The organism is Actinoallomurus sp. NPDC050550 (assembly GCF_040655075.1).
Taxonomy (GTDB): Bacteria; Actinomycetota; Actinomycetes; order Streptosporangiales; family Streptosporangiaceae; genus Actinoallomurus.
This window is the reverse complement of record NZ_JBFAJC010000082.1, coordinates 1-18,738: the sequence shown is the minus strand read 5'-3', so window position 1 is coordinate 18,738 and position 18,738 is coordinate 1. Positions and strand designations below refer to the sequence as shown.

Sequence of the window (18,738 nt, the reverse complement as noted above, 5' to 3'; positions counted from 1 at the left end):
GGCGGGCGCTCATCCCAGAACCGACCGTCTGACGCCCGCCGCACGTTGGGAGATCCGATGTCCGCACCCGTACGCTTGGCCGCCGGCCTCGCTGCCACTCTGCTGACCGGCGCACTGGGTATCGTCACCACCTCGTCCGCGACGGCCGCGCCGGCCCCGACGCTGCTGTACGCGGCCCCAGGCGGATCCGGGCAGGCGTGCACCCGGGCCCGGCCCTGCTCCGTGCCCGGCGCGCTGGAACGCGAGCGGCAGGTCCTCGGCACCGCCAAGGGCGCGGGCAGGGACGTCGTCGTGCTGCTGGCCGACGGCACGTACCGGCTCACGGCGCCGCTCCGGTTCGGGCCGGACGACTCGGGTCGCAACGGACACCGGGTGATCTGGAGCGCCGCGCCCGGCGCCCACCCGGTGCTGAGCGGAGCGACGCGGGTGCAGGGCTGGCGCCTGACCGACCCGGCGAAGCACGTCTGGTCCGCTCCGGTGCCCGCCGATCTCGAGACACGTCAGATCTACGTCGACGGCCGCGAGGCGCCGATCGCGCAGACCACCCCGGCCGAGCAGGGGGTCACGTTCGCCGCCGCCGACGGCGGCTACACCACCTCACCGGACTGGGTCGCCGGGTTGCGGGATCAGATCGGCGCCGCCGCCATGGCGCGGGTCGAGTTCGTCTACACCGCGGGCAACGGGGACTGGACCCAGTCGCGCTGCCGCGTCGGTTCCGTCAGCGGCGCCACCGTGCAGATGCAGCAGCCCTGCTGGCGGAACATCACCGCCCGCCCCGTGTTCACCCAGGCCTCCGGAGGCCTGCCCAACATGAAGCCGGGCACCGCGCCGACCCGGATGGAGAACGCCTACCCGTTCCTGCACCCCGGACAGTGGTATCTCGACGCGGAGCGGCACGTGCTGGACTACGTCCCGCAGCCGGGGCAGGACATGGCGCGTCTCGACATCGAGGCGCCTCGGCTGACCTCGCTGCTCACCGGCACCGGCACACTCGACCGGCCGGTGCACGACATCACGTTCACCGGTCTGCGGTTCGCGTACGCCACATGGAACGAGCCGAGTTCGGCCGCCGGGTTCGCCGACGTGCAGGACAACCTGCGGCTCACCGGCGATGACCCCGCCCACCCGCAGGGCACCTGCACGTTCGGGAACCCGCCGGGGACCTGCCCGTTCGGCTCGCTGACCCGGGAGCCGGGCGGCGTCCAGTGGCATGCCGCGCAAGACGTGACCTTCGTACGGAACAGCTTCACCGGCCTGGGCGCGGCGGGGCTGGTATTCGAGTACGGGAGCCGGCACAACACGGTCGAGGGCAACGTGTTCAGCGGGATAGCGGGCAACGGCGTGATCCTCGGTGACACCACCGACCCGCACCCGTCCGACGTGGGCGCGGACGACCGGGAGATCAACGAGTACAACACCATCGACGACAACCTGATCGAGCACGTCGGCACCGACTACCCGAGCGCCGCAGCCGTCACGCTCTTCTTCGGCCGGCACACGTCGGTGGCGCACAACGACATCCGGGACGTGCCGTACACCGGGATCAGCGCGGGCGTCATCCAGGGACACGTGGACAACGTCGATCATCCGGACAACACGACGAACGTCAACAGCGACAACACGATCAGCGGCAACCTCATCCACGGCTTCATGCAGGTGCTCAGCGACGGCGGCGCCATCTACGTCGAAGGGCAACAGGGCCAGACCATCCGCGCCGCCGACGGCACGGTCGACCGCGCCGCGAGCATCGCGCACGGACTGCACGCCCAGGGCAACGTCGCCTACGACCAGGGCAACGTTAACTTCACCTGGTACGACGACGCCGGAGCGGAGTGGATCCACTGGGACGGCAACGTCGAGTGGAACGGCAAGCTGTCCCAGGGCGGCTGCCAGACCACCGGACACTTCGATGTGACCGGGAACCACTCCGCGCAGCCCATCGGCCAGTACCACTGCAACCCGCCCGGTGGCACCGACGTCACCTACACGGACAACGCGACGCTGCCCCTGCGCCCGATGGCGACCGACCTGCCGACGGGGACCGTGGGCGCCGCCGGTCTGCGGGCCGGCTTCCGTGACCTCGTGACCGGCCGTCCGCCGCTGGTCCGCTACGCCCAGGCCGCGGGCCGCACGGTCTTCGTGGCGGGGGACGGGTTCACGGCCGGTACGCGAGTGAGCTTCACCGGAAGGCCCGCCGACGGCGTGCGCGTGCTCTCGCCGGCCTTCCTCGTGGCGACGGCGCCGTCCGGTACGCCCCCGACCGCGGTGACCGTCACCACGCGGGCCGGAACGGCGTCCGGTACGGTGCCTCCGCCGAATGTGGCGCTCGGCAAGCAGGTCGCGCAGTCCTCGACGGTGTCCTCCAATTACCCTGCGAGCTATGCGGTGGACGACGACCTGAACAACTACGCCGGCACGAAGACCGAGGCACAGCCGTGGTGGCAGGTCGACGCGGGAGCCCCTTACCCGATCGAGCGGATCGCGGTCTACAACCGGGCGGACTGCTGCGCCGCCGGGCTCGCGGACTACTACGTCTTCGTCTCCGACGCGCCTTTCTCATCCACCTCGGTGAGCGACACTCTCGCTCAGCCAGGGGTGTGGTCCCACCACGAGACCGTGCAGGCCGGGCGGCCGACTACGATTCCCGTCGGGCACGGCGGCCGGTACGTCCGCGTCCAACTCGCCGGGACCGGCCAACTCGCGCTCGCCGAGGTCCAGGTCCTGACCGCGCCCAGCCGATGAATGAATGTGACCAGGCCGAATGACAGGCCTCGGGCCAGGTGGTGTAGTTCTTCATTCATGGCCGGGAGCGTAGAAGTTGCTCCGCAGGCCATGAAGGGCCTCTGATGGGAGTTTCATGAGAGGCCGAACTGCTTACGTTACTATTGTGCCTCCGAAACCACGGAGGAACAAAATGGCGCAGCAAGTCATTAAACGTCTTATCGACGATCTGGATGGCGACGAAGCGGAAGAGACGGTCTCGTTCGCCATCGACGGGGTCACGTATGAAATCGACCTCAGCGCCGACAACGCGCGAATACTGCGTGACCGTCTGTCGCCGTTCGTGCAGCGTGCACGGCGGTCCGGTGGCGTCCGGCAGCAGGGAGGCCGTGCCGTTGCCAGCCGACGGCGCAGCGCGGACATCCGTGCGTGGGCGAAGGCCAGCGGAATCGAGGTCAGCGAACGCGGCCGGATCCCGGCGACGATCGTCGAAGAGTATCAGCGAGCACACTGACGGTCGTGGAGTCCCGCGCTGTGGCGTGTGTTGATCTGGAGCGGCACCGGACGGGGTATATGCCCGCGCCCGGTGCGTCGCTCGATCAGGCGATCACGCCCGGTGCCCGCCGTGCGGCTTGCGGAGCACGAACCGGTCCAGCTCCTGGTAGTCGGCGGAGCCGAGGTCGGCACCGTAGTGGGTGACGGTGATCTCGGTGTTCCCGCCCGGGGCGTGCGGCTCGAAGTCGAACGCGGCGAAGCCGTACGGCCGCTGCAGGTCGCGGTAGGCCGACCAGGGCGCGGGCTCGGTGGTGGTCTTGGAAGCGCGCTGGGTCGTCGGGTCGCCGGGGCCCACGTCGTAGATCACCACGCCGTCGTGCGGTGAGTCGAACGCCGACCACGGCGTCGCGGAGGAGTGCCCGCCGCCGCCGATGATCATGTGCACGGTGCCCTTGGTGGTGTCGATGACGGACGCATCGGTGTCCTGCGGCGCCGGCGTGAGCAGCGAACTGCCCGGCAGCACCCCCTTGACCGGGAAGGTCCGCTCGAAATGATGCTCGTGTCCGGCTACGACGAGGTCGACGCCGTACTTGTCGAAGAGGGGGAGGAACTCCTGGCGGATGCCGAGATCGGCGCCGTTGAAGTGCGCGGAGGACATCGCCACCTGGTGCATGCAGACGATGATCCAGTCGATGGCCGGGTCCTCGCTCGCCGCGCGTAGCGTCCGCTCCAGCCAGGCCTTCTGCGCCCCGTGGCTGTATCCGCGGATGTAGGGGTCGTACCCCTTCGCCTTGTAGCCGGGGACGTTGTCGCGCCGGTACGCGCTGAACGCGCCATCCTGCAGGCACACGTCGTCATTGTTGATGGAGATCACCCGGATCGGTCCGACCGTGAAGGCGTACCAGTTGCCGGCGAACTCCCGCGATCCGTTGTCCGGCAACGTGAAGCGGGTCTGGTACGACAGGTAGCCTTCCGGGCCGTTGCCGACCTCGTTCTCATGGTTGCCCGCACAGGGCATCCACGGGCGGTTGCGCGCCGAACGCTGGTTGTTGTTGAAGAAGGACTGCCACGTCTGTACGGGCACGTCACTGACGTTCGCGTAGCACAGGTCGCCGTTCAGCAGATGGAACAGCGGGTCGAGCCGCTCCACGGCGTCGACGATGTAGCCGGCGTTCGGCGTGGCCGGCCCGAGCCCCTTGCCGACCTTGGCGGGAATGGCCTGGTCACCGAAGCTGGTGAACCGGAAGCCCTTGGACCGGCCCCGAGGTGCCGTGCGGAACGACCCGCCGAGCGGCGCCGCGCCGCGGTGCGCCACGTGGTACTCGTAGCGGGTGTCGGCGGCGAGCCGGGGCAGGACGGCGTGGTACGTGAAGACGGTCTCCCCGGTGAGGGCCTCCGTGTAGACCCGCTCCTCGGCCTCGACCTCCGAACCGAGCCCATGACCCGGCCTGCCGAGCCGGACGACCGGACGGCGGACCCGCTGCGGTGCGGCCCAGGAGACCGCCACCTCATGCGCGGCGTCCGCGCCGAACTGCAGGTGCAACTGCTCCGGTGCCGGCGCTCCCGCCTGGTCCGGGGTGGTCGCCAGTGCCGCGGCGCTGCCGGGCCGGGCCAGGACCGGCGCGGCGATGGCCAGCCCGCCCAGACCGCGCAGCACCTGCCGTCTGGCGACCTGGTCGTGTGACTCGTTTCGGGACTCGGCCATCAGGACTCCTCATCGATCGATACCCGGGAGCACGATCGTCGTCGCTGGTAATGGAGGCGTGAACCGATCATCTCAGGTGCGTGAACACTGTGGCGGTGGTTACCATCGGGGGCCACGGTCGCTCTGGTGGAAGGGAATCATGTCCGATCAGTACGAGGCGGTGTTCGCGCGGTACGACACCGATGGGGATGGGCGGCTCACCGTCGATGAGGTGACCGCGGCGATCGCGGGGATGTTCCCGGCGGCCGAGGTGAATGATCTGTCGGGGATCGTCAAGGCGCTGTTCGCGGAGTACGACACCGACAACGACGGGCTGCTGTCGGTGACGGAGTTCGTGCCACTGGCCGGGAACCTTCCCGAACTGGGCTCCGACGACTGATACCGCGTAGGGCCAGGGCCTCCGACCAGGCATTTCCGGCGAGCGGCTAGCGTGACAATCGAGCTAGTGACGTTCTCGATCGGAAAGGTGGCGGGGGCTCGCGAGACCGCGGGCCCGACGCGTGGACGTTTCCAGCGCTACTCCCGCGGACCGGCAGGGCCCAGGTCGGGTGACCGGCGCCTTGTGGGGTGCCGCTCCGTACCCGGTGGTGATCGCCGACGCCGACGGCCGGGTGGTCGAGCTCAACGAGGCCGCCGCCCGGCTGTTTCCGCGAGCCCGGCCGGGGGCGAGCCTCGCCGCGACGATGCCCGACTGGCTGGCGGAGGCGCACCGCGCTGCGGACCGGTCTGGCACCGGGGCCGAGCCTGTGCGGGGACAGGCCGGGGAGCGCAGCTTCGAGGCGCACCCGACCCGCGCACCTGACGGGAACGTGATGTGGTGGCTGGTCGACGACACGGACCGGCGGCGGGCCGAGACCGAGCTGGTGGCGGAGCGGCAGCGCGCGACGTTCCTCGAGGAGACGTCCACCGCGCTGCTGTCGACCTTGAACATCGACCGGTGCACGGAGGTCGCGGTACGGCTGGCGGCCGACCACCTGGCCGACGCCGCGGTGCTGGTCATGCCCGGCGTGGGAGACCGGCTGCCGACGGCCTTCGCGATCCGTGGCGCCGGCGTATCCCGCCGTACGGTGCAGGCCGACCCCGTCGAGGTGCCGGGGCTGAGCGAGGCACTGCAGGGCTTCCCACCGGTGCCCTCCCGCCGGATCGATCCGGGTGAGCTGCCGTCGTGGGCCGTGCCGGAGGCGTTCGGCGGGCCGGTCGGCGCGGTGGTGGTGACGCCGCTGCCCGGCCACGGCACCCCGGTCGGCGCGCTCATCCTGCTGCGCCGCAGCGGCCTGCCGGTGTTCAGCGAGAACGAGGAGATATCCGCCCGCATCTTCGCCGCGCGGGCCGGTGCGGCCCTGTCGGCGGCCCAGATGTACGCCGAGCAGGCCGGGATCACCACGATCCTCAGGCGCGAACTGCTGCCGCCCCGGCTGCGCCACGTCCACGGCGTGGACTTCGCCGGCGCGTATCGCGCGTCGGTGCGCAGCGACCTCATCGGCGGTGACTTCTACGACGTCCACCCCGGTGCCGACGAAGCCGCCGAGTCCCTCGTCGTCCTCGGCGACGTGTGCGGCAAAGGGCTGGAGGCGGCGGTCACCACCGGCAAGATCCGCACCACGCTCCACGCGCTGTTGCCCATGGCCGGCGACCACATGCGGATGCTGACCCTGCTCAACGGGGCGCTGCTGAACACCGAGTCGAGCCGGTTCGTCACCTTGGTGCTGGCATCGGCGGTACGGACCGGTGACCGTGTCCGGCTGAGGCTGACCAGCGCCGGGCATCCGCCGCCGCTCATCGTGCGGTCTGACGGCCGCGTTGAGAAGGCCGCCACCCAAGGAGACCTGATCGGGACGCTCTCCGACATCGAAGCGACGACCGCCCGGGTCGAACTGGCGCCGGGCGAGACCTGTGTGTTGTATACCGACGGCATCACCGAGGTCCGTGGCGGCCCGCTCGGCGAGGCCGCACTCTTCGGCGAACAGCGGCTGATGGACGCTCTGTCCGAATGCGCGGGGATGCCCGCCGAAGCCATCGTGGAGCGCGTGCAAATGCTCGCGGCGCAGTGGGCCGGGAACCGGGAACACGACGACATGGCCATCGTTGCGATCACCGCGCCGCACAGCGGGCGCCCGGAGGCGGCGGAGCGGCACTCACGAGGCCGGGAAACCCGACGATGACCGCTTCGACTCCGGACCGCAGCGCCACCGAAGTCCTTTCCGCCCGGCTGTGGGACGCCGTGCGGGAGGGCGACGAGTACGGCGCCGTGGAGGTCGTACTGGCGGCGGTGGACGCCGGCCTGGACCCCGAGTCGGCGCTGTTGGACGTGATCGCGCCGGTTCAGGTGAAGGTCGGCGTCGAATGGGCGGCGAACCGAATCGGCGTCGCCCAGGAGCACGCCGCGACGGCCGTCAACGACCGTGTCATCGCCGCCGTGGCCCGCCACACGGCCTCGCCCCGGGAGCCGCGGCGGGGCCGGATCACGGTGGCGTGCGTCGACGGGGAGTGGCATGCCCTACCCGCCCGCCTGCTGGCGGAGACCCTGCGGCTGCGGGGCTGGCACGTCGACTTCCTCGGCGCGCAGGTGCCCGTCCCGCATCTGATCGACCACCTGCACCGTACGGGACCCGACGCGCTGGCCCTGTCCTCGTCCATCCCGACCCGCCTGCCCACCGCGCACGCCACGATCATCGCGGGCCAGGCCGCAGGTGTCCCGGTCATGGTCGGCGGCGCGGCCTTCGGGCCCGGCGGCCGCTACGCCGACCGGCTCGGCGCCGACGGCTGGGCACCCGACGCCCGTGCGGCGGCCGGCCGCCTCGAGGAGATCGTCGCCGGTCCTCTCGCCCCGGCAGCCGCCCGTCAGCCGCTGGACGACCTGCCACACCTGGCAGACCAGGAGTACACGCTGGTCACGCGCAGCGCCCACCGGCTCGTCTCGGCGGTCCTCGCCGCGCTGCCGGAACGGTTCCCGGCCATGGCCGGCTACAGCGACCGGCAGCGTCAGCACGCTGCCGACGACATCGCCCACATCACGGAGTTCCTCGGCGTCGCCCTCTACATGGACGACTCCGGCCTGTTCACGCGGTTCATCGCCTGGACCGGCGACATCCTCACCGCGCGCGGCGTTCCCGCCTACTCGGTCGGCCTGGCCCTGGACCTGCTGGGCGAACAGCTCAAGGACCTCCCCCGCGCCGTCGGCCTGCTCCGTGACGGCCAGGGCGCGCTGAAGGGCGTCGCAAACGCTCGGCCAGGAGCGTCGGCGTGACCGGCTGCGAGCGCTCACGTCCCGGGGACGACTGGCCGATGAGCGAAACCCGCCGCCTGCCTGTCCCGGAAGGACGTAGGGGCAGGCGGCGGGTCGGTGCCAGGCCAGAAGACGCGTCAGGAATGCGAGAGGGACGGGTCGAAGGCGGCGGCGGCGATCTTGAGGACGTAGGGCTGCTCCGAGCCGTCCTTGTTGCCCGTCGGGTTGAGCGAGTAGACCAGGACGCGGCGAAGGTCGCGGGTGGCGAACATGCCGCTGGTGTAGCCGGGGCGTTGGCCGGTCTTGCCCCAGCCGGTCAGACCGTTGGGCAGGGTCACGCGCATCAGGCCCGCGCTGTAACAGGCGCGACCGGCGCCGGGCCCGATGTTGCAGTTGTTCTTGTCGGCGTACTCGACGTTCGGCACGGTGAACATGGCGCCGAGCACGGAGCGGGGCACCACGCGGCCCTGGAAGATGGCGCGGATGAAGCCGGTGAGGTCGTCGCTGGTGGAAATGATCCCGCCTTCGGCCCACGGATAGGGGCTCTGCTCGGACACGTCGTCCAGAACGGTCGTGCCGTTCGTGGTCACCGCGACGTAGCCGTGGGAGTGGGGGCCGGGCAGGCGCGGGTCGTGCCGGTCCAGGATGTAGGTGCCGCGCAGGTGCAGAGGGCGGAGGATCCGCTGCCGTACCTCGTGGGCGTAGGAGCGTCCGGTCACCTTCTCGATGAGGAGGCCGGCGACGAAGTAGTTGACGCCGTTGTAGCGCTGCCGGGTGCCGGGCGCGAAGTCCATCGGGTTCTTCATCGCGTCGGCGACGATCTCTTGCGGTGTCCAGCTGTCGAACCGATGGTCCACGAACCACTGGTTCGGGTCACCCTGCGGCGCGCCGAGACTGCCGCCGGTCGGCAGGCCGCTGGTGTGATCGAGGAGCTGCCGGACCGTGACCTTCGGGTAGCCGGCGGGCAGCAGGCCCGGCAGGTAGTGCTGGACGGACTGGTCGAGGTCGACCTTGTGCTCGGCGACGAGCTGAAGGACGACCACGGCGGTGAACACCTTGGAGATGCTGCCGGCCCGGAACCGGCCGTCCGCGGGCACGGGCGTCCCGGTCCGGACGTTCCCGACGCCGGAGGTGCCGCTCCAGTGCCCGGCGGGCCCGGTGACCTTGACCATCGCGCCCGTCACGGTCGCGTTCGGCAGCCCGGCGATCGCTGCGCGCATCGTCGCCGGGTCCAGCGGCGGCAGCGTGCCCGTGGCAGGGGGAGCGGCCGAAGCGGTCGCGGCGCCGGCCGCCATGGAGACGGCCAGAACGGCCCCGGCGAGCACCATCGGTCTTCTCGTTCGTGCTTTCTTCATGAGATCGATTAGACCGACGGGCAGGGCCCGGCGCCCATGGTGCAGCCTTCCGTCTCCGGGGTAACGCTGGATACACCTCCGATATCAGATGATCCGGCGGCGCAGCAGCAGGGCGAACATGCCGGCGGCGGGAAGCAGCGGCAGCCACACGGTGATCACCCGGTAGCCGAGCACCGCTCCAACGGCCACTGTGGACGATGCGCCTGTGGCGGCCAGCCCCGTGACCAGCGCCACGTCCAGCCCGCCGATTCCACCGGGCGAGGGGATGAGAGCCGCCACGGACGACACACCCAGGTAGATCACCATGACGCTGCCGAGCGCGATGGGCACCCGCAGGCTCTGGAGTATCGAGAACAGCACGAGCGTGTGGAAGAACGGGAGGGTCAGCGAGCCGAGCCACAGCGCCGCAGCACGACCCGGGTGCCGGAGAACCGCCTTCAGCTCCGCCATCTCACGCATCATCTGCCGGGCGGCCGACGCCGCCCGCGCGGCGAGCCGACCGAGCCACCGTCTCGGCCGCTTCAGCGTCAGAGTGAACGCGGCGGCAGCCGCGACCGCGCCGATCACCAGCGCCGCGCCCGGCCCGGGATGCGGCAGCGGCCCGGTGGGCCGCGGCACGCGGACGTCCAGCCGGCCCACCGTGGACGGGGCGATCAGGACAACGCCCGCCAGCAGGGCGAGGTGCGTGATGCCGGTCGCCAGGGAGTTCAACCCGACGGCGCCCACGGCGGAGCCGCGGCTGATGCCGTGCCGCTGCATGAACCGCACGTTGACCGCGATGCCGCCCGAGCCTGCGGGCAGCAGATGGTTCACGAAGGACGCGGCGACCTGTACCGCGAACACCCGCGCCACCGGGAGGCGTACCGGCATCGACCCGAGCAGTGACACCGTGCACGCCGCCCACAGCGCCACGGTGCCGAGCCCGGCGAGCAGCAGCCACTCCCCGTCGGCACCGGCCAGACTGTCCCCGCCCGCGTCCACGGTCGCGCGGTGCATGACTCCCAGCACAACGACGGCGCAGGCGACACCGGCACTCAGCAGCACTTTGGGAAGCGACGAGCCCGATCGCCGGGAGTTTTCGGTCACGCCAGCCCCATTCCCTACCGTCATCCAGCTCCGGAAGAGCCACCGGCTACTACTGAAATAGTAGCTGTCGAACCGGCGATCATGCGGCTGGCGCGCCGTCCCGCGGGTGCGCCCGGATTCGGGCGAGCAGCTCCGCGAACCCGAACGGCTTGCTCACGTAGTCGTCGGCGCCGGCCTCCCTGGATTGATGGGAAGCCATGCTGGTCGCGCGGTCGTCAGGCCGAGGTGGACTGTTCGCTCTCCAGGATCCGGCGAAGCGCGAAGTGCTGCAGTTTGCCGTTCGCGTTGCGCGGCAGGGAGTCACAGAACCGCACATCGCGCGGGTACTTGTATGGGGCCAGGATCCGCTTGACGTGATCCTGGATCTCCTTGGCCTCGGCGGCGTCGCGCGTCACGCCGTCGCGGAGCACCACGAAGGCGCACACGACCGAGCCGCGCTCGGCGTCCGGGCGGCCGATGACCGCGGACTCGAGGACGTCAGGGTGCGTGTCGATGGCGGCCTCGACTTCGGGACCACCGATGTTGTAGCCCGAGGAGACGATCATGTTGTCGCTGCGGGACTGGTAGAAGAAGTAGCCGTCCTCGTCCTTATAAAAGATGTCTCCGGTGATGTTCCAGCCGCTCAGGACGTAGTTCTGCTGTCGCTCGTCGTCGAGGTAGCGGCAGCCGATCGGGCCGATGACGCCCAGCAGGCCCGGCTCTCCGGGGCCGAGTTCCGCGCCGTCGGGGTTGAGGACAGCGGCCCGGTATCCGGGCACCGGCTTGCCGGTCGCCCCGGGCCGGATGTCGTCACCGGCGGCTGCGATGAAGATGTGCAGCAGCTCGGTGGCGCCGATGCCGTCGATGATCTCAAGCCCGAGCGTGTCCCGCAGCTTCTCCCACGTGTCCTGGGGGATGTGCTCGCCCGCCGATACCCCGGCCCGGAGCCCGGCGAGCCGCCGTTCCTGCCCTTCTCGCAGGATGGCCCGGTACGCCGTGGGCGCCGTCGCGAGAACGGTGACGCCTTCCCGCTCGACGATCTCCGCGAGCTGCAGCGGGGTGGCGGACTCGGTCAGCAGCATGCAGGCGCCGGCCCGCAGAGGGAAGACGACGAGCATGCCGAGGCCGAAGGTGAAGGCCAAGGGGGCGGAGCAGGCGACCACGTCGTCCGCGACCAGCTTCAGCACATGACGGCCGAAGGTGCCGTCGATGGACAGGATGTCCCGGTGGAAGTGCATGGTGATCTTCGGCGTGCCGGTGCTGCCGGAGGTCGGCCCGAGGAGCGCCACGTCATCGGCGGACGTCTCCACGTCGGTGAACGCGCCGGACTTGGCAGCGGCGCGGGCGATGAGATCCTCCGGACCGGTACCGCCGTACTCCACGACCGTCAGCGACGGCAGCGTCGTGTCCCGGACGATGTACGCGTCCTCGGCGCACCGGTGGTCGACCAGCGCGATCGAGGGCCGGGTCCGCTCGACGATCGGGGCGATCTCCCGGGCGCGCAGTGCGGCCATCGTGGTGACGACGACGCCACCGGCCTTGAGCACGCCGAGCCACGCGGCGACCGTCCACGGGTTGTTGGGCGAGCGGAGCATGACGCGCTGCCCCGGAACCAGGCCGAGGTCCTCCGTCAGCACCTGCGCGACCTGGTTGGCCCGCGTACGCAGCTCGCCGTACGACCAGGTCTCCCCGGCCGGCGTACGGAGCGCCGGCCGGTCGGCCCCGAACGTCGCGATGGGGACGTCGACGAGTTCGGTGGCGGCGTTGAGCCGGTCCGGGTAGCGCAGGTCCGGCGTGGTGAACTCGATCGTCGGCCACAGGCGGGCGGGAGGCAGGTGGTCGCGGGTGAAGGTGTCCAGGTGCGCCGAGTACGAGGGGGCCACCGGGGAGGTCGTCATCGGGCCGGCCAGTCGCGCAGGTCCGCGTCGGCGACGTCGGGCAGGTTGACGACGATGTTCTCCGGTGTGCGAGTGGTCATCCACGTCAGCGGATCGGTCCGCGAGAGGTTGCACTCGACGTGGGGCATGAACGGCGGCACGAAGACCCAGTCGCCCTCCTCCATGTCGACGTAGTCCTCGAACTTGTCGCCGAAGTAGATGCGCGCCCGGCCCGACAGGACGTAGCCCCCGGTCTCGGCCTCGCCGTGGTGGTGGGAGACCGAGCGATAGCCGGGCTCGTTGCTGACCTTGCCGAACCACAGCCTGGTGGCCGGGGTGTGCTGGATGCTGACCCCCGAGACCCGGACGGCCCCGCCGGAATCGGCGGTGTTGACGTTCTCCGATCCGCCGCGCGTCACCACGGGAGCGACGAGGCCGCTGGGCAGTCGGTACATCGAGTTGTCGCCCTCGAGGCGGTACTTGCTGAGGTCGGGTTCCATGGGGGTCGGCTCCGTTCCGGTCGGTCGTGGGGTGAGGCGGTGGTGAGGCTGATGCCGATGCCGGCGGTCTCGGTCTCGGCGACGTCGCCGTCGGTCCATGGTCAGGACGTACGGATGACCCCCTCCTGCACGACCGTGGCCAGGTGTCGTCCCGTACGGCTGAAGAAGCGGCCGAGCCCCAGGCCGCGACCGTCCTGGGCCGCTCCCGCCTCCTGCGCGTAGAGCAGCCAGTCGTCCATCGGCTCGTGGCGGTGGAACCACATCGCGTGGTCGAGGCTCGCCGTCATGAGCCCGGGGAGCGCCCACGGAAGGTCGAGGACGCGGAGGATCGGCTCCAGGATGGTGTAGTCGCAGACGTAGGCGAGGGCCGCGAGGTCCCGTGCTCGCGACGTGAGCCCTGCGACGGGCCGGAGCGCGTCGAAGGGCTTCACCCAGATCGCCTGGTGCGGGACCGGCCCGCCTTCCACCGTGAGGTAGACCGGGCCCGGTACGTGCCGCATGTCGAAGCTGCGCCCCGACGACCAGTACGCCTTCGACTCCTTGGTCATGGTGCCGCCAGCGTCACTGTCGGGCTCGATCGGCTCCAGGTAGGCGGCGCTGGTCGGCAGCGCGTCCGGATCCGGGACGCCTGCGGGCATGGCCGCGGCGTATTCACCCCCCTGTTCCAGGGCGTGGAAGGAGGCCATGGCGATGTAGGCGAGCCTGCCGCCGGAGTATCCGCGGACGTGCCGGGTGGAGTAGCCGCGCCCGTCTCTGAGGCGTTCTACCTCGTAGCGGATCTCGGCACCGACCTCGACCGGTCGCATGAAGTAGCTGTGCATCGAGTGCAGCGTCCGGTCGTCGCCGACCGAGCGCATCGCCGCGACGGCGGCCTGGGCGACGAGGTCGCCGCCGTATGCCTTCGGCCACGGGCAGTCCTGTGACGTGGCGACATAGGCCTCGTCGAACTGCTCCGGGGCCGTGGGGGCCAGGCTGAGCGCCGCCGTGAGGATCTCCGAGGTTGGGGTCATGCGAGCCGGAATCCCTTCGTACGTGGTATGCCGTATTCTTCACGGTCGTCATATATTGTCAATAACGAGCCGAGGAGGACCCCTGTGAAGCCCATCGCCGTCAACCCCGCCGCCCTGCCCGCGCCGAGCGGCTACTCGCACGGCACGCTGCAGGGGAACACGCTCTACCTGGGCGGGCAGACCGCGCTGGACGCGAACATGCGCATCGTCGACGGGGGCATCGTCGAGCAGTTCCGGCAGGCGTTCGGCAACCTGCTGACCGCGCTTCGCGAGGTGGGCGGAGAGCCGGAGGACCTGGTCAGCATCACGATCTACCTCACCGACATCGCCGACTATCAGGCGCACGGAAAAGAGATCGGCAAGGTCTGGCGGGAGATGGCCGGGCCGGTCTATCCGGCGATGGCGGGCATCGGATGCACCGAGCTGTGGCAGCCGGAAGCCATGATCGAGATCCTCGGCACCGCCGTGATCCCGGACGAGCGACTGAGGGTGCCCGCGTGAGCCCGGCCAAGCTGAGGGTGCCCGGGTGAACTCCGGCCAAGCGCATTACGCTTTCTTGACGGTCGTCGAATTCGCGCGATAACTTCACATCGGCCCGTCGTCGCAGGAGGAGGACATCGTGCGGATTGCGGTCATCGGAGGAGGCCCGGGCGGTCTGTACTTCTCGGTGCTGGCGAAGCAGTTGGGGCCGCACCACGAGATCACCGTCTGGGAGCGCAACGCCCCGGACGACACCTTCGGATTCGGCGTGGTGTTCTCCGATGAGACGCTCGGCGGGATCGAGCACGCCGATCCCGGCATATACCGCCGGATGGAGGCGGAGTTCGCCCGCTGGGACGACATCGACGTCCACTACCGCGGTCAGGTGCTCACCAGCGGAGGCCACGGCTTCGCGGCGCTGAGTCGAAAGAGGCTGCTGGAGATCATGCAGCGGCGCTGCCGCGAACTCGGCGTCACCGTCCACTTCCTCGCCGAGGCGCCCGACGTCGCGCAACTCGCCGCGACCCACGACCTGGTGGTCGCCGCCGACGGGCTCAACTCGGCGGTCCGGTCGAAGTACGCCGACTCCTTCAACCCCGACCTGGAGCAGCGCTCCTGCAAGTACATGTGGCTCGGCACGGACAAGGTGTTCGACGCCTTCAAGTTCTACATCCGCGAGACCCCGTACGGCGTGATGCAGGCCCACGGCTACCCGTTCGACGCCCACGGCAGCACGTTCATCGTCGAGATGCACGAGGACGTCTGGCGCGGGGCCGGCTTCGACGCGTCGGCCGACCGGAACCTCGCCCCGGGGGAGTCGGACGAGACGTCGATCGCGCGGGTGAAGGAGATCTTCGCCGAGGAGCTGGGCGGCTGCTCGCTCCGCGCGAACAACAGCAAATGGATCAACTTCGCCACCGTACGGAACGAGAACTGGCGGCATGAGAACGTCGTGCTCCTGGGCGACGCCGCGCACACCGCCCACTTCTCCATCGGGTCGGGCACCAAGCTGGCCATGGAGGACGCCCTGGCCCTGGCGGCGTGCCTGCACGAGCAGCCCACCCTGGACGACGCGCTCACCGCGTACGAGGCCGAGCGCAAGCCGATCGTCCGGTCCACCCAGCGGGCGGCCCAGGCGAGTCTGGAGTGGTTCGAGAATCTCGGACAGTACGTCGGCCAGGAGCCCGAGCAGTTCGCGTTCAACATCATGACCCGCAGCCGGCGGGTCACCTACGACAACCTCCGGCTGCGCGACCCCGAGTTCGTCGCCCGCGCCGACGCCTGGTTCGCCGAGCGGCAGCCGCACCGCCCCGGCGACGGGCCCGCGACACCGCCGATGTTCCACCCCTTCCGCCTCGGCGAACTCGAGCTGGTCAACCGGATCGTCGTGTCACCGATGGACATGTACCGGGCGGTCAATGGAGTACCGGACGACTTCCACCTGGTTCATATGGGAGGCAAGGCGCTCGGCGGCGCGGGTCTGGTCATGACCGAGATGGTCTGCGTATCCGAAACGGGGCGCATCACGCCCGGCTGCACCGGCATCTGGACCGAGGAACAGACGGCCGCATGGCGCCGGCTCACCGACTTCGTGCACGGCGAGAGCGCCGCGAAGATCGGCGTCCAGATCGGCCATTCCGGCCGCAAGGGCTCCACGCGCCTCATGTGGGAGGGGATCGACCGGCCGCTGCCCGAGGACAACTGGGAGGTCGTCGCGCCCTCCGGCCTCCCGTACCGAGAAGGGGTCAACCAGGTGCCCCGCGAGCTCACCCATGCCGACCTGGACGAGATCGAGCAGCAGTTCGTCGACGCGGCGCGGCGTGCGGAGGCCGCCGGCTTCGACCTCCTCGAACTGCACTGCGCGCACGGCTATCTGCTGTCCTCCTTCATCTCCCCGGTGACGAACCGCCGCACCGACGAGTACGGAGGTGACCTCGCCGCCCGGCTCCGCTACCCGCTCCAGGTCTTCCGCGCGATGCGTCGGGTGTGGCCTCGGCACAAGCCGATGACCGTACGGATCTCGGCGACCGACTGGGTCGACGACGGCATCACCGGAGACGACGCCGTCGAGATCGCCCGCGCGTTCGCGGACGCTGGTGCCGCGGCCATCGACGTGTCCACCGGTCAGGTGACACCCGACGAGAAGCCGGCCTTCGGCCGGTCGTACCAGACGCCGTACGCCGACCGGATCCGCAACCAGGCCGGCATCCCGACGATCGCGGTCGGCGTCATCTCCTCGTACGACGACGTCAACTCGATCATCCTGGCCGGCCGCGCCGACCTGTGCGCCCTGGGGCGGGCCCACCTCTACGATCCCAGCTGGACGCTGCACGCGGCCGTCGAGCAGGGCTACACCGGGCCGGGAGCGACCTGGCCCCTGCCCTGGCAGGCCGGCCGCCGCAAGCCGCAGACCGGCCGGACCGACGGTCCGAAGCCACGGCTGCAGCTGATCCGAGAGGGCCGGTCCGGCACCCGGCACGCGCGCTGGCTGCCGTGACCGGCGACGAGAATGGCGGCTGGAGAAGCCCGGATGCCTCTGTCGTGCGCCTCTGTCGTGCGCCCCGGCCGGTCGGAGGCCGGCATCAATGAGTCGGTACGATGACGACCGTCGATACTACGTAAGGGAGCACACCAGGAGTGCGTCCGTGAGCGCGGAGGTGCGTCGTGGTGGCCGATGACGACGAGTTCAGTGGCCGGGGCCAGAAACCCCGCGCTCTGATCGTCACCGTGTACGGGTTGTACGCGCGTGAGGTCGGCGGCTGGATGAGTGTCGCCTCGGTCATCAAACTGCTCGCTCGATGCGGCGTCGACGCACCCTCCGTCCGGTCGGCGATCTTCCGCCTCAAGCGGCGCGGTCTCCTCACCTCGACCAAGGTCGACGGCACCGCCGGGTACGCGTTGTCCCAGGAGGCCTACCAGATCTTGAACGAGGGCGACCGGCGGATCTTCGAACGACGACAGGCGACCACCGACGAGGGCTGGCTGCTGGCCGTCTTCAGCGTGCCGGAGACGGAACGCGACAAGCGACACCAACTGCGCTCACGACTGACCTGGCTCGGGTTCGGCACGGTCGCCGCGGGAGTCTGGATCGCGCCCGCCCATCTCCTCGACGAGACGCGCGACGCCCTCGAGCGCAACGGGCTGAGCGCCTACGTCAATCTCTTCCACGCGCACCACCTGGCATTCACCGACGTCAGGGATCAGGTCCCAAGTTGGTGGGATCTGCCTCGCCTGCAGGACCTCTATGACGAGTTCCTCGAGCGTTACGATCCGATCCTGAGCGGCTATCGCGACCGCGTGGACATCGATCCTGCTCAGGCATTCGTGGACCACGTCAGCGCCCTCACGGACTGGCGCCGTCTTCCGTACTCCGATCCGGGGCTTCCCTCCGAGGTGCTGCCGACGGACTGGAACGGGATGCGAGCAGCCGAGACCTTCTTCGAACTGCACGAGCGGCTCGCCAAGCCCGCGCACAAGTTCGTCGAATCCGTCCTCAAGGGATAGCCGGCGACCTGCCACGGTTTCGTGCTCCGGTCATCCCGGTCGGTCACCGGGAGTTCGTCGTTGACCGCCGGACCGTGCTCGTGGTGCGGTGCAGGCATGGCAGAGGATTTGACCGCGGGCAGGGGTACGGTGCACCGGTTCGCGGTGAGCGTCAAAGGCGTTGTGCTCGACCCGGCCGACCGGGTGTTGCTGCTGCGGAACGAGCGAGATGAATGGGAACTGCCGGGCGGCAAACTCGAGCTTGGGGAATCCCCCGAGGTCTGCCTGGCGCGGGAGATCCTGGAAGAGGCGTCCTGGCCGGTGACGGTCGCGGCGATCCTCGACACGTGGGTGTATCACATCGCTCCCGAGGCGGACGTACTGATCGTCACCTACGGGTGCGAGCTCACGACCGACCGGCCGCCCCAGGTCAGCCATGAACATGCGAAAGCCGCGCTCTTCAGCGAGACGGAGGTGCCCGGGCTTCGCATGCCGGACGGGTACAAACGATCGATCGGGGAGTGGTTCAGCCGCCGCAGTGACCGTGCTCCGGCAACGTGAGGCCGGCTGTCTGTTGTCCGGACTGGCATGAGGAGTCTCGGAGATGAGCTAATATGGATCTATCAGCCCGGCTCGAGTACGTGACACCGTCTGGTGGCGCGGTCGCCGGGACCTTCCCAGAAACGGGTTCAGGGGTTTTCGGACTTCGGTTGCCGTATATTGGGGAGGGCCGAGAAGTGCCCCCGAGTCGGTCGATTCGACAAAGGGAAACGGATCGGTAAGATTGAGGAAACAAGCCCCAGACGGGAGCTGGAAACAGT

At 69.8% G+C, this 18,738-nt stretch carries 15 protein-coding genes and 1 pseudogene; 9 read left to right on the top strand and 7 right to left on the bottom strand.

The genetic code is table 11. The annotated features are described in order from the left end of the window. Positions 1-57: 57 nt before the first annotated feature. Both AB0I04_RS51255 and AB0I04_RS51250 read left to right on the top strand, forming a co-directional pair. On the top strand, positions 58-2,742 hold the full coding sequence (locus AB0I04_RS51255; RefSeq protein ID WP_360902926.1) for a discoidin domain-containing protein: 2,685 nt from the start codon (positions 58-60) through the stop codon (positions 2,740-2,742). A gap of 172 nt (positions 2,743-2,914) precedes the next feature. Beyond that, positions 2,915-3,235: an Lsr2 family protein gene (locus AB0I04_RS51250; protein WP_360902923.1), complete on the top strand. Its 321-nt coding sequence runs from the start codon at positions 2,915-2,917 to the stop codon at positions 3,233-3,235. Between the two features lie 93 nt (positions 3,236-3,328). On the opposite strand, the gene AB0I04_RS51245 is transcribed toward AB0I04_RS51250, so the two are convergent. After that, a complete protein-coding gene (locus tag AB0I04_RS51245; protein WP_360902920.1) occupies positions 3,329-4,921 on the bottom strand; it encodes a metallophosphoesterase family protein in 1,593 nt (530 codons plus the stop codon). A 139-nt stretch (positions 4,922-5,060) separates the two neighbouring features. On the opposite strand from AB0I04_RS51245, the gene AB0I04_RS51240 reads away from it, so the two are divergent. The 3 genes from AB0I04_RS51240 to AB0I04_RS51230 all read left to right on the top strand — a co-directional run bounded on the left by AB0I04_RS51240 (position 5,061) and on the right by AB0I04_RS51230 (position 8,168). Further along, on the top strand, positions 5,061-5,300 hold the full coding sequence (locus tag AB0I04_RS51240; protein WP_360902917.1) for an EF-hand domain-containing protein: 240 nt from the start codon (positions 5,061-5,063) through the stop codon (positions 5,298-5,300). 169 nt (positions 5,301-5,469) lie between these two features. Then, positions 5,470-7,083: a SpoIIE family protein phosphatase gene (locus AB0I04_RS51235; protein ID WP_360902914.1), complete on the top strand. Its 1,614-nt coding sequence runs from the start codon at positions 5,470-5,472 to the stop codon at positions 7,081-7,083. Continuing rightward, positions 7,080-8,168, top strand: coding sequence for a cobalamin-dependent protein (locus AB0I04_RS51230; protein ID WP_360902911.1), 1,089 nt, complete (start codon positions 7,080-7,082; stop codon positions 8,166-8,168). The genes AB0I04_RS51235 and AB0I04_RS51230 overlap by 4 nt, the downstream gene beginning before the upstream one ends. A gap of 116 nt (positions 8,169-8,284) precedes the next feature. Here the strand turns inward: AB0I04_RS51230 and AB0I04_RS51225 are convergent, their stop codons facing one another. The 6 genes and pseudogenes from AB0I04_RS51225 to AB0I04_RS51200 form a co-directional block, all read right to left on the bottom strand. After that, positions 8,285-9,502 (bottom strand): serine hydrolase domain-containing protein, encoded by a 1,218-nt coding sequence (locus AB0I04_RS51225; RefSeq protein ID WP_360902908.1) that lies wholly within the window; start codon positions 9,500-9,502, stop codon positions 8,285-8,287. A gap of 84 nt (positions 9,503-9,586) precedes the next feature. Next, complete coding sequence (locus AB0I04_RS51220; RefSeq protein WP_360902905.1) at positions 9,587-10,588, bottom strand: lysylphosphatidylglycerol synthase transmembrane domain-containing protein; 1,002 nt, start codon at positions 10,586-10,588, stop codon at positions 9,587-9,589. A gap of 82 nt (positions 10,589-10,670) precedes the next feature. Next, positions 10,671-10,766, bottom strand: a pseudogene (locus tag AB0I04_RS51215) (DNA-binding response regulator); the annotation flags it as partial. 37 nt (positions 10,767-10,803) lie between these two features. Next, positions 10,804-12,465: an AMP-binding protein gene (locus AB0I04_RS51210; RefSeq protein ID WP_360902902.1), complete on the bottom strand. Its 1,662-nt coding sequence runs from the start codon at positions 12,463-12,465 to the stop codon at positions 10,804-10,806. After that, entirely contained in the window at positions 12,462-12,944 is a 483-nt protein-coding gene (locus tag AB0I04_RS51205; protein WP_360902899.1) for a cupin domain-containing protein, read from the bottom strand. The genes AB0I04_RS51210 and AB0I04_RS51205 overlap by 4 nt, the downstream gene beginning before the upstream one ends. A gap of 101 nt (positions 12,945-13,045) precedes the next feature. Continuing rightward, entirely contained in the window at positions 13,046-13,954 is a 909-nt protein-coding gene (locus AB0I04_RS51200; protein ID WP_360902896.1) for an acyl-CoA thioesterase domain-containing protein, read from the bottom strand. A gap of 84 nt (positions 13,955-14,038) precedes the next feature. On the opposite strand from AB0I04_RS51200, the gene AB0I04_RS51195 reads away from it, so the two are divergent. The 4 genes from AB0I04_RS51195 (at position 14,039) to AB0I04_RS51180 (ending at position 18,478) form a co-directional block, all read left to right on the top strand. Then, the gene (locus tag AB0I04_RS51195) at positions 14,039-14,455 is read left to right on the top strand and encodes a RidA family protein (RefSeq protein ID WP_360902893.1); all 417 of its coding nucleotides are present in this window, start codon (positions 14,039-14,041) and stop codon (positions 14,453-14,455) included. Between the two features lie 118 nt (positions 14,456-14,573). After that, the gene (locus tag AB0I04_RS51190; protein WP_360902890.1) at positions 14,574-16,931 is read left to right on the top strand and encodes a bifunctional salicylyl-CoA 5-hydroxylase/oxidoreductase; all 2,358 of its coding nucleotides are present in this window, start codon (positions 14,574-14,576) and stop codon (positions 16,929-16,931) included. A gap of 170 nt (positions 16,932-17,101) precedes the next feature. Then, the gene (locus AB0I04_RS51185) at positions 17,102-17,938 is read left to right on the top strand and encodes a PaaX family transcriptional regulator C-terminal domain-containing protein (RefSeq protein WP_360902887.1); all 837 of its coding nucleotides are present in this window, start codon (positions 17,102-17,104) and stop codon (positions 17,936-17,938) included. A gap of 96 nt (positions 17,939-18,034) precedes the next feature. Next, positions 18,035-18,478 (top strand): NUDIX domain-containing protein, encoded by a 444-nt coding sequence (locus AB0I04_RS51180; RefSeq protein ID WP_360902884.1) that lies wholly within the window; start codon positions 18,035-18,037, stop codon positions 18,476-18,478. The last annotated feature ends 260 nt before the right edge of the window (positions 18,479-18,738 follow it).

Excerpts from the sequence above, each read along its gene's own strand:
- AB0I04_RS51205 (WP_360902899.1), bottom strand. The coding sequence starts at position 12,944 with ATGGAACCCGACCTCAGCAAGTACCGCCTCGAGGGCGACAACTCGATG.
- AB0I04_RS51200 (WP_360902896.1), bottom strand. The coding sequence starts at position 13,954 with ATGACCCCAACCTCGGAGATCCTCACGGCGGCGCTCAGCCTGGCCCCC.
- AB0I04_RS51230 (WP_360902911.1), top strand. The coding sequence starts at position 7,080 with ATGACCGCTTCGACTCCGGACCGCAGCGCCACCGAAGTCCTTTCCGCC.
- AB0I04_RS51225 (WP_360902908.1), bottom strand. The coding sequence starts at position 9,502 with ATGAAGAAAGCACGAACGAGAAGACCGATGGTGCTCGCCGGGGCCGTT.
- AB0I04_RS51250 (WP_360902923.1), top strand. The coding sequence starts at position 2,915 with ATGGCGCAGCAAGTCATTAAACGTCTTATCGACGATCTGGATGGCGAC.
- AB0I04_RS51245 (WP_360902920.1), bottom strand. The coding sequence starts at position 4,921 with ATGGCCGAGTCCCGAAACGAGTCACACGACCAGGTCGCCAGACGGCAG.
- AB0I04_RS51240 (WP_360902917.1), top strand. The coding sequence starts at position 5,061 with ATGTCCGATCAGTACGAGGCGGTGTTCGCGCGGTACGACACCGATGGG.
- AB0I04_RS51180 (WP_360902884.1), top strand. The coding sequence starts at position 18,035 with ATGGCAGAGGATTTGACCGCGGGCAGGGGTACGGTGCACCGGTTCGCG.
- AB0I04_RS51255 (WP_360902926.1), top strand. The coding sequence starts at position 58 with ATGTCCGCACCCGTACGCTTGGCCGCCGGCCTCGCTGCCACTCTGCTG.
- AB0I04_RS51210 (WP_360902902.1), bottom strand. The coding sequence starts at position 12,465 with ATGACGACCTCCCCGGTGGCCCCCTCGTACTCGGCGCACCTGGACACC.